The sequence below is a fragment of the Corynebacterium sp. genome, assembly GCF_030530965.1.
GTDB lineage: Bacteria > Actinomycetota > Actinomycetes > Mycobacteriales > Mycobacteriaceae > Corynebacterium.
Genome location: NZ_JAUMTY010000006.1, coordinates 20,205 through 28,929, shown reverse-complemented (window position 1 = coordinate 28,929; position 8,725 = coordinate 20,205). Strand labels below are relative to the sequence as shown.

Annotated in this window: 7 protein-coding genes and 1 pseudogene; all 8 read left to right on the top strand. The window is 60.8% G+C overall.

Translation table 11 applies throughout. From position 1 onward, the window contains the following. Nucleotides 1-945: HAD family hydrolase (locus Q3981_RS02440; RefSeq protein WP_303123517.1), on the top strand; the 945-nt coding region annotated here is incomplete at its 5' end. Between the two features lie 136 nt (nt 946-1,081). Next, nucleotides 1,082-1,513 (top strand): annotated as a pseudogene (locus Q3981_RS02435) (RNase H family protein); the annotation flags it as partial. A gap of 117 nt (nt 1,514-1,630) precedes the next feature. Beyond that, the gene (gene hemL / locus Q3981_RS02430) at nt 1,631-2,923 is read left to right on the top strand and encodes a glutamate-1-semialdehyde 2,1-aminomutase (protein ID WP_303123603.1); all 1,293 of its coding nucleotides are present in this window, start codon (nt 1,631-1,633) and stop codon (nt 2,921-2,923) included. Nucleotides 2,924-2,927: 4 nt separating this feature from the next. Then, complete coding sequence (locus Q3981_RS02425) at nt 2,928-3,620, top strand: histidine phosphatase family protein (protein WP_303123515.1); 693 nt, start codon at nt 2,928-2,930, stop codon at nt 3,618-3,620. Nucleotides 3,621-3,844: 224 nt separating this feature from the next. Next, nucleotides 3,845-4,480: a TlpA disulfide reductase family protein gene (locus Q3981_RS02420; RefSeq protein ID WP_303123601.1), complete on the top strand. Its 636-nt coding sequence runs from the start codon at nt 3,845-3,847 to the stop codon at nt 4,478-4,480. Continuing rightward, on the top strand, nt 4,480-5,301 hold the full coding sequence (locus Q3981_RS02415) for a cytochrome c biogenesis CcdA family protein (RefSeq protein WP_303123513.1): 822 nt from the start codon (nt 4,480-4,482) through the stop codon (nt 5,299-5,301). Before Q3981_RS02420 ends, Q3981_RS02415 begins: the two co-directional genes overlap by 1 nt. Before the next feature lie 119 nt (nt 5,302-5,420). After that, entirely contained in the window at nt 5,421-6,992 is a 1,572-nt protein-coding gene (locus tag Q3981_RS02410) for a cytochrome c biogenesis protein ResB (protein WP_303123599.1), read from the top strand. Between the two features lie 151 nt (nt 6,993-7,143). Next, the gene (gene ccsB / locus Q3981_RS02405; protein ID WP_303123511.1) at nt 7,144-8,298 is read left to right on the top strand and encodes a c-type cytochrome biogenesis protein CcsB; all 1,155 of its coding nucleotides are present in this window, start codon (nt 7,144-7,146) and stop codon (nt 8,296-8,298) included. Nucleotides 8,299-8,725: the final 427 nt, after the last annotated feature.

Here is an 8,725-nt window from a genome sequence, read left to right as displayed (position 1 = left end):
TTCAACCGCGTGGGCACGCTGACCACCGGAAATATGAAAGTGGAGAGCGTGACCGCGGCGGAAGGGGAGAACGCCGACTTGATCCTGCGCGTGGCGGGTGCCCTGGCCATGGAGAGCGAGCATGGCGTGTCTCGCGCGCTGGTGAAAGCCGCCCGTGAATCGCGTGACCTGGGGGCCGGGGGGAGCAGCGTCCCCCACTGGATCGAGGTGACGGGCGAGCAGATCACCGACAACGGGTCCTTTATCGGCACCGTGGATATTCCGATCCGCGGCGAGATGAGTTCCGTGAAAGCTGCGCTATGGCGGCCCCGCGATCTGTCCGAGCTGAAGGATGATCGCCTTGCGATGGCTGCGATTTCCGGTGGGACCCCCTTGGTGGTGTCCTGGAAGAACAAGAATCGTGGCGTGATCACCGTGATCGACGCGACCAAGGACGACGCCGCCGAGGCCATTGAGCAGCTGGAAGATATGGGCATCGAGACGGGAATGCTCTCCCGCGATACCTACCCGGTGGCCAAGAAGTCCGCGGACAGTTTAGGCATGAGCCTGGTTCTGGCCGGGATCGCACCATCGCGTAAAGGGGCGGCCGTGCGGTCCATGCACCGCGAGGGCTACAGCGTTGCCCTCGTTGGTGACCGCGACTTGATGAAGTACCTGGCGGTGGCCGACGTCGGAATCCTCGTTGGTGCTGCCGATTGCCTGGACACGGTTGATGCGTCGGTCGTTATTCTTCGCGACGAGGTACGCGCTGTTCCTGATGCCGTGAACTTGGCGACGAAGGTCCGGCGCGTGGGCAAGGGCAACATGAACTTCTCGCGTGCGTATAACACGTTCGCGCTGGTGGGCGGTGCGTTGTCGATCATTAACCCGTTGGTGTCCACGCTGTTGATGCTGCTGGGCTCGACCGTGATTGAGATGCGGACGTTGACGCTGCGGCGGGCGTAAGGCTGGGGTTGGCGCGTGGGGCGTGCAACCTGGCGTCGCCACGTCGGCAATAAATAATGCCGCATTGTCCCTGGACAACGCCCTGAATAACGGCACTTATGGGTTCATGTCCTAGGTGCCGTTTACACTGAGCGTCATGACAATTACGGCTGCGGTTGACGGATCAGCGATTGGAAATCCAGGCCCTTCGGGGTGGGCTTGGTACATTGACGACGCCCATTGGGCTGCTGGGGGATGGTCACGGGGGACGAATAACAAGGGCGAGCTTGAGGCCGTCCGTCAATTGTTGCGCGTTACCGAACATGTGTGCGATAGTAATGGTCGTCCGGAGGGCTTGGAGGTTTTCTGCGACTCCCAATACGTCATTAACTCGGTAACAAAGTGGGTCCATGGGTGGAAGAAAAAGGGCTGGAAGAAGTCGAACGGGAAACCCGTCCTGAACGTGGAGCAGATCAAGGAGATCGACGAACTGCTCACGCGTCGTCGGAAGAGCGGGGCTGCGGTGACATTCCGGTGGGTCAAGGGGCACGCCGGCCATGAACTCAACGAGGCTGCTGATAGCCGCGCGAATGCGGCAGCGATGGCGTATAAGCGTCGGCAAGAACCAAACCGGGGGCCGGGGTATTCGCGTGAGTCGGCGTCGTCCGCGGACGAGTGTGGGCAGTTAGCAGCGGAGTTCCCTACCATGAAAACTATGACTCGTAGTAGTGATTTGTTCTCACAAGCTCGTGAATTGATCCCGGGTGGTGTGAATTCCCCGGTGCGCGCATTTGGCTCGGTGGGGGGCACGCCGCTGTTCATTGACTCCGCGAAGGGCAGCCACCTGCGCGATGTCGATGGAAACGAGTACGTGGATTTGGTGTCATCCTGGGGGCCGATGCTGCACGGCAACGCCCATCCCGCGATTGTGGAGGCAGTCCAGGAAGCTGCGACGAAGGGTCTGTCGTTCGGAGCGCCCACTGCTGCGGAAAACAGCCTGGCTAAGGAGATTATTGGCCGCACCGCGGTGGACGAAGTGCGCATGGTCAACTCCGGTACCGAGGCAACCATGTCCGCGGTCCGGTTGGCGCGCGGTTTCACGGGCCGGTCGACGGTCGTGAAGTTCGCGGGGTGCTACCACGGGCACGTCGATTCCCTCCTGGTCTCGGCGGGCAGTGGCGTGGCGACCTTCGGTTTGCCGGATTCACCAGGTGTGACACAGAGCGACACGATCGTGGTCCCGTACAACGATCTCGACGCGGTTCGTGATGTGTTCGAGAAGCATCCGGACGACATCGCCTGCGTGATTGCCGAGGCCGCAGCGGGGAATATGGGGACCGTCGCGCCTCACGAGGGGTTCAATGCTGGGCTCAAGGAAATCGCCCACGAGTATGGTGCTCTTCTTATTCTCGACGAGGTCATGACGGGTTTCCGCACCTCGCATGAGGGCTGGTACGGCGTCGACGGCGTGGCAGGCGACCTCGTCACCTTCGGCAAAGTTGTGTCGGGCGGGCTGCCGGCTGCGGCATTTGGTGGCCGACGCGACATCATGTCCTACCTTGCGCCGGAGGGGCCTGTGTACCAGGCGGGGACGCTGTCGGGTAACCCCGTGGCGATGGCCGCTGGGTTAGCGTCGTTACGCCTGGCCGATGAGAAGTGCTACGAGACGATCCGCGCGAATGCCGACCGGTTGGAGAAATTGCTGCACGAGGCTCTGGAACGTGAGGGCGTTGCCCACCACATCCAGCGTGCGTCGACGTTCCTGTCGGTGCGCTTTGCCGAGGGTGAGGGGCATAATTTCGCGGACATGCAAGCCGCGGACACGTTCCGTTACGCCCCGTTCTTCCACGAGCTGTTGGACAACGGTGTGTACACGGCGCCGTCGCCATTTGAGACCTGGTTTGTATCTACGGCGTTGACCGACGAAGATTTCTCTCGCATTGAATCTGCATTGCGTCCTGCCGCGAAGGCGGCTGCAGCGGCCACCAAGGAGGGCTAAGTACGTGTCCACGATTGTCCACCTCGTCCGTCATGGCGAGGTCTTCAACCCGGATCGCATTCTGTATGGCCGCCTACCCGGCTATCACTTGAGCGACCGTGGACGCGTGATGGCGTCGATGTGTGCTCGCGCTTTCACGGATCACGATGTGACAGTGGTGAAAGCATCGCCATTGGTGCGCGCTCAGGAAACCGCCGAGCCCTTCCAGAAGGTGACCGGTGTGGACATCGCGATCGACGATGACCTCATCGAAGCCGGAAATGAGCTCGAAGGGCACCGGATTAAGGGGTGGCGCTCCCAGCTGTGGAACCCCAAACTGTGGCACCACCTGACAGAACCGATGCAGCCCAGTTGGGGCGAGCCCTACCAGGACATTTGCGACAGGATGTGGGTCGCAGTGGGACGAGCGCGTGAAGAGGCGCGTGGTCACGAGGCCGTGCTGGTTTCTCACCAGCTCCCTATCGTCATGGTGCAGCGCGATTACGCGGGCAAGGCGTTGGCTCACAATCCGGCGGTTCGCCAGTGCTCACTGGCCAGCGTGACCAGCCTCATTTTCGACGACGACGATGCGGTGGACGTCCCCGCGCAGAAGAGCGCGTCGGGTGTGGCGTCGGATGTTCGTGCAGCGGATACGGTCTCGAGTGTTCGTGCTCAGGTGAGCGATCTGGTCTATAGCGAGCCAGCACAAGGCGTATAAATCCGACACGTGGCGTATAAGTTGACGATACGGGCCGGAGTCAGTGTGAGGTGGTGTGAGTGGTGAAGAAGACGACATCCGCTAGCCCAAAGGTGGCTGCCCACGGTGGCGCATCGGTGGATACATCGGTGCGCGCCCACGGTGATACTTCGGCGCGTGCGCGCAAGGTGACGCATCGTCATCGTTGGGCGCTGTCCGCGCGTCACTCTGTAGCGTCCGCACTTGTGGCTTGCGTCGTCGCAGCGGTGGGTGCTACCACACTGACTGCCTGCGGCTCTGACGAAACCGCTGGTAAAGACGCTGTCGCCGTCGGCGGGAATTTCAGCTTCGTCTCCCCGGGTGGCCAGTTGGTCATCAAGTACGACCAGAAGGATCGTAAGCCGGTCAGAGACCTCTCCGGGCCGTCGTTAATGGAGTCGGATAAGACGATTAAGTTGTCGGATTTCGACAATCAGATCGTGGTGCTGAACGCCTGGGGTCAGTGGTGTGCTCCGTGCCGCACCGAGGTCGATGACCTGCAAGAAATTCAGGATGACCTGCAGAAAGGTCCGGGGAACGGCGCGGACGGTTCGGATGATTCCGGCACGTCGAAAGGCGGACCAGCCGGCACTGTTCTCGGGATCAACGTCCGCGATTTCAACAAGCAGGCCGCACAGGATTTCGTCAAAGATAACGACATCACCTACCCGAGCATCTACGACCCCTCCTTCAAATCCGCTATCTCTCTAGGCGGAATCCCCGCATCCGTCGTGCCAACGACGATTGTGCTCGATAAACAGCACCGGCCGGCGGCGGTCTTCCTTCGCGAGGTCAATGCGAAGGAAATCATGGACGTTGTGAACGACCTGGAGAAGGAATAATGATCCCCGCCCAGGTTCATGCCGCCCAGCTTCACGCTGATATCGGTGCCGCCTTTGCGGATACCGCGGCGTCGGGTCCGCTGCTCCTCGCGTTGGGCGCTGCCGCGCTCGCAGGCCTCGTTTCGTTCGCGAGCCCATGCGTTATTCCGCTCGTGCCCGGCTATATTTCCTACCTCGCCGGCGTCGTCGGCGCGGAAAGCGACATCACAGCTGAGGGGACAAAAGTTCGTTCACACCGTGGCCGCGTTGCCGGGGCTGCGCTGCTGTTCGTCGCTGGTTTCACCGTGGTTTTCGTCTTAGCGACGGCGTCCATCTTCGGCGCTATTTCCGCCCTCCAGATGAACAACGAGCTGCTACAGCGTGTCGGCGGCGTCGTCACCATTGTGATGGGCGTCGTGTTCCTGGGGTTCATACCGTTCCTGCAGAACGAGCGCCGCATGGCTCCGAAGCATTGGTCCACGTTGATGGGGGCTCCGCTTCTGGGCGCGGTGTTCGCCCTCGGGTGGACGCCATGCTTAGGCCCCACCCTCGCCGGGATCATTAGCATCGCTGCCGGAACGGAGGGGACGACGGCCCTGCGCGGAGTCATCCTCATTATCTTCTACTGCTTGGGGTTGGGGCTGCCCTTCGTCGTGGTGGCGCTGGGGTCCTCCAAAGCATTAGCGAGCGTATCGTGGTTGCGTCGTCACAGTCGCGGGGTTCAGATCGCCGGCGGCGTCGCCCTGATCGTCGTCGGGATTGCCCTGGTCACAGGCCAATGGGCGGTGTTCGTGTCGTGGATCCGGCAGTGGGCAGTGACCAGCACGGTGACGCCGATCTAGACCTCTTCACGCTTGATCTGCCGCATAGACCATAATCGGATAGCAAAAGAAAGGCAGACGATTTGGCGCGCAAACAATTCTCATCACTGTGGCGCATCCCCTGGCGCTGGCTAACCAGCATGCGGACCGCGCTGATTTTGCTATTCCTCCTGGCCCTCGGCGCAATCCCCGGGGCCATCCTCCCGCAGCGCTCCCTGAACCAAGAGAAAGTCGACACCTACATCGCCGACAACGGCAAGCTCGGGCAGATCTACGACAAGCTCCAGCTTTTCGACGTTTTCTCCTCCACGTGGTTCACCGCCATCTACGTCCTGCTGTTCATCTCGCTCGTCGGCTGCATCATCCCCCGCACATGGGAGCACTACAAAGCGATGCGCTCCCAGCCCGTGCGCGCGCCCAAGAATCTCAACCGGCTGCCTCACTACCGCGCCCGCACCCTCCCTGCCAGCGATTTTTCCGACACCGACACCTACGCGCGCGACCACATCACCCCGCTGTTCAAGAGATGGCACACGCGTGAAACGTCGGCAAACGAAGACCGCGCCGGGCATTGGTCGTTCAGCGCGGAGCGCGGATACGCCCGCGAATTCTGCAACCTGGTTTTCCACATCGGCCTCACCGTCATGCTGGTCTTCATCGCGGCCGGTCGCCTGATGTACTACGAAGGCCAAGTCATCGTCATCGCCGGCAACGAGAACTCGCAGTTCTGCAACTCAGCCGTCGCTAATTTTGACTCGTTCCGACACGGGGCTCTTGTCGACGGAACGCGCCTGTCCCCGTACTGCCTGCAGGTCGAGGACTTCAAAGCGGACTATTTGTCCAACGGGCAGGCGAAGATGTTCACGTCCGACATTCGGTATGCGACGAAGGACGACGTCGATAAGCCCACGTCAGAGTGGACAAAGTACACGCTGAAGGTCAACCATCCGCTGCGGATCGCGGGCGACCGCGTGTACCTGCAGGGGCATGGTTATGCGCCCTCGTTTACGGTCAAGTGGCCCGACGGCGAGACGCGCACGGGAGAGATCCAGTGGCAGCCGACTGACATGACGAACTTCCTTTCGGCCGGGGCGATGCGGTTCGACCCGCCCGCCGGGATGTATCCTGACCTGCAAGAACGAAGGAAAAACCAGCTGGCGATCCAGGGTATGTACGCGCCCACGGCTGTGTTCACCGGCGAGAACAACAATGTGCTGTCTGCGTCGCGGTTCCCCACCCAGGACGATGAGGCCGTTGCTATCGACGTGTTCCGCGGCGATGCCGGGCTGGACACCGGCGTGGGGCAGAGCATTTTCACCCTGGATACGAGCCTGATCCACCAGGGGCTGTTGTCGAAAATTGATCGCGTGAATCTGCGGAAGGGCGAGAAAACCACTCTCAACGACGGGACGGAAATCACGTTCAACGGCGCGAAGCCTTTCGTGAACCTGCAGGTCAGCCACGATCCAACGCAGGGTTACCTGTTGGGGATCACGCTCATCATGCTTGCCGGGTTGGTTGGGTCCGTGTCGATTAAGCGGCGACGCATGTGGGTGCGCGTCACCCCGCAAGACGACGGCACCGCGCTTGTTGAGACCGCCGGGCTTGCGCGCACCGATAGGGCTGGCTGGGGCCGCGAGTTCAACAAGTACGCGCGGGCAATCCTGCAGGAACCGGACGACGACGATGAATATGACGACGACGAGGATTGATGGCGATTGATGACGTCATCAGTGATGTAGAAGTCGGACGCAGCGTCGCTGTTGGTAGTGACGAGTAGTGGCGCACGTCCTGGGAGTATGGGGTGTTTATTGCTCCAAAGTGTGACGTGGAATAGCCTGGGCACAGATCAAGAGGAGAACTATGCCGGTTAATAAGACTCTCGCCTCGTTTTCGGACTTTTCGTTCAAAGTGGCTTTCGCCGTGTACGTCATCGGGCTGATCGTGATGTTGGCCTACTACGTGCGCGAGCGGATGCTTCAAGAGGCATACGAGGACGCCAGTCGTCGTGAGGAAAGCCAGTCCGGAGGCCAAGGAGCCCAGGCTGCCTCGGACAAAGAGCTGGTCGGAGCTAGTGCGACGAAATCCGGTGTTGCGTCGGTAAGCGTGGGTGCAGGTACTGGCACAGATGATGTTGCCTCCACAACCTCTGCTGATTCGTCGAGTCGCGGTGGTTCGTCGCGGGTCCGCTCATTGTGGGGACGCGTTGCCCACGATCGCCCGATAATGAGCCAAGCTGAGCTCGACGCTCGTCAAGACAGCGTAGACCGGCTCGGTACGTTCGGCCAGGGCGTCGTTTTCCTCGGACTGCTGTTCCACGCGGCGTGCGTCATTCTGCGTGGACTGTCGGCGCACCGCTTCCCGTGGGGCAATCTGTACGAATATGTCGCCCTGGTGTCGCTGGTCGCGATGATCGTCGCGACGGTGGTCCTGACTAAGCGCGAAAACCGCATCATGTGGCCCTGGGTGCTGACCCCAGTGGTCGCGCTGCTGTTCTACGGCGGGATGAAACTGTACGCGGCGTCGGCACCGGTGGTACCCGCGCTGCAGTCATACTGGTTCCCCATTCACGTGTCGACGGTGTCCATCGGTGCTGGTTTCGGGCTGATATCCGGAATGTGTAGCTTGGCGTACATCGTGAGAATGTTTCAGCCGGTGGGGGAAGAGCACGGCATCGTCGGGAAGATCGCGGGGCCACTGCCGAGCGCTAAGCGGCTCGACCGGCTGGCATACCGCACCGCCGTCGTGGCGTTTCCGATTTTCGGGCTCGGCGTGATTTTCGGCGCGATCTGGGCTGAGTCGGCGTGGGGCCGTTTCTGGAACTGGGACCCCAAGGAGACGATGTCTTTCGTGACGTGGATCCTGTACGCAGCTTACCTACATGCCCGGGCTACGACGGGGTGGAAAGACCAGCGAGCAGCGTGGATCAACGTGGTTGCCTTCGGGATTATGGTGTTCAACCTGTTCTTCATCAACCTCGTGGTGTCGGGGCTGCACTCGTACGCCGGGTTGAATTAAAACTGCTGGGGGATACGCGACCTGGTGGCGAAAAGTGCGGGCGGATATGGTCAATTTTCGGCCATTTTTCGCCCATATACCCCCACAGTTTTCTCGGAACCCCATATACCTCCGCAAAATTCGAGGAATAGACCGACGTAAGCGTCGCTAAGCATTAGGCATCATCATTTCCCGGAGGGCTCCGGGCACCCACCAACACCTTCGATTATTTCCGGCAGGTTAAATCACGGGCGAGGCTTTGGAAAAGGGACCGACCGCCTAATAATCTCATTGGGGATAACAGGTCACATGAAGAGGAAGATCCCTAATGCCCAAGTCGGTCCCACCTGAGCAGCCAGCGAACGAACCCCCTATGGAGGGATCGGCGGCACATAGTTCCCGCCCGGCCAACACAGCTCAATCATCTGCGACAACGGGCGCGCCGCAC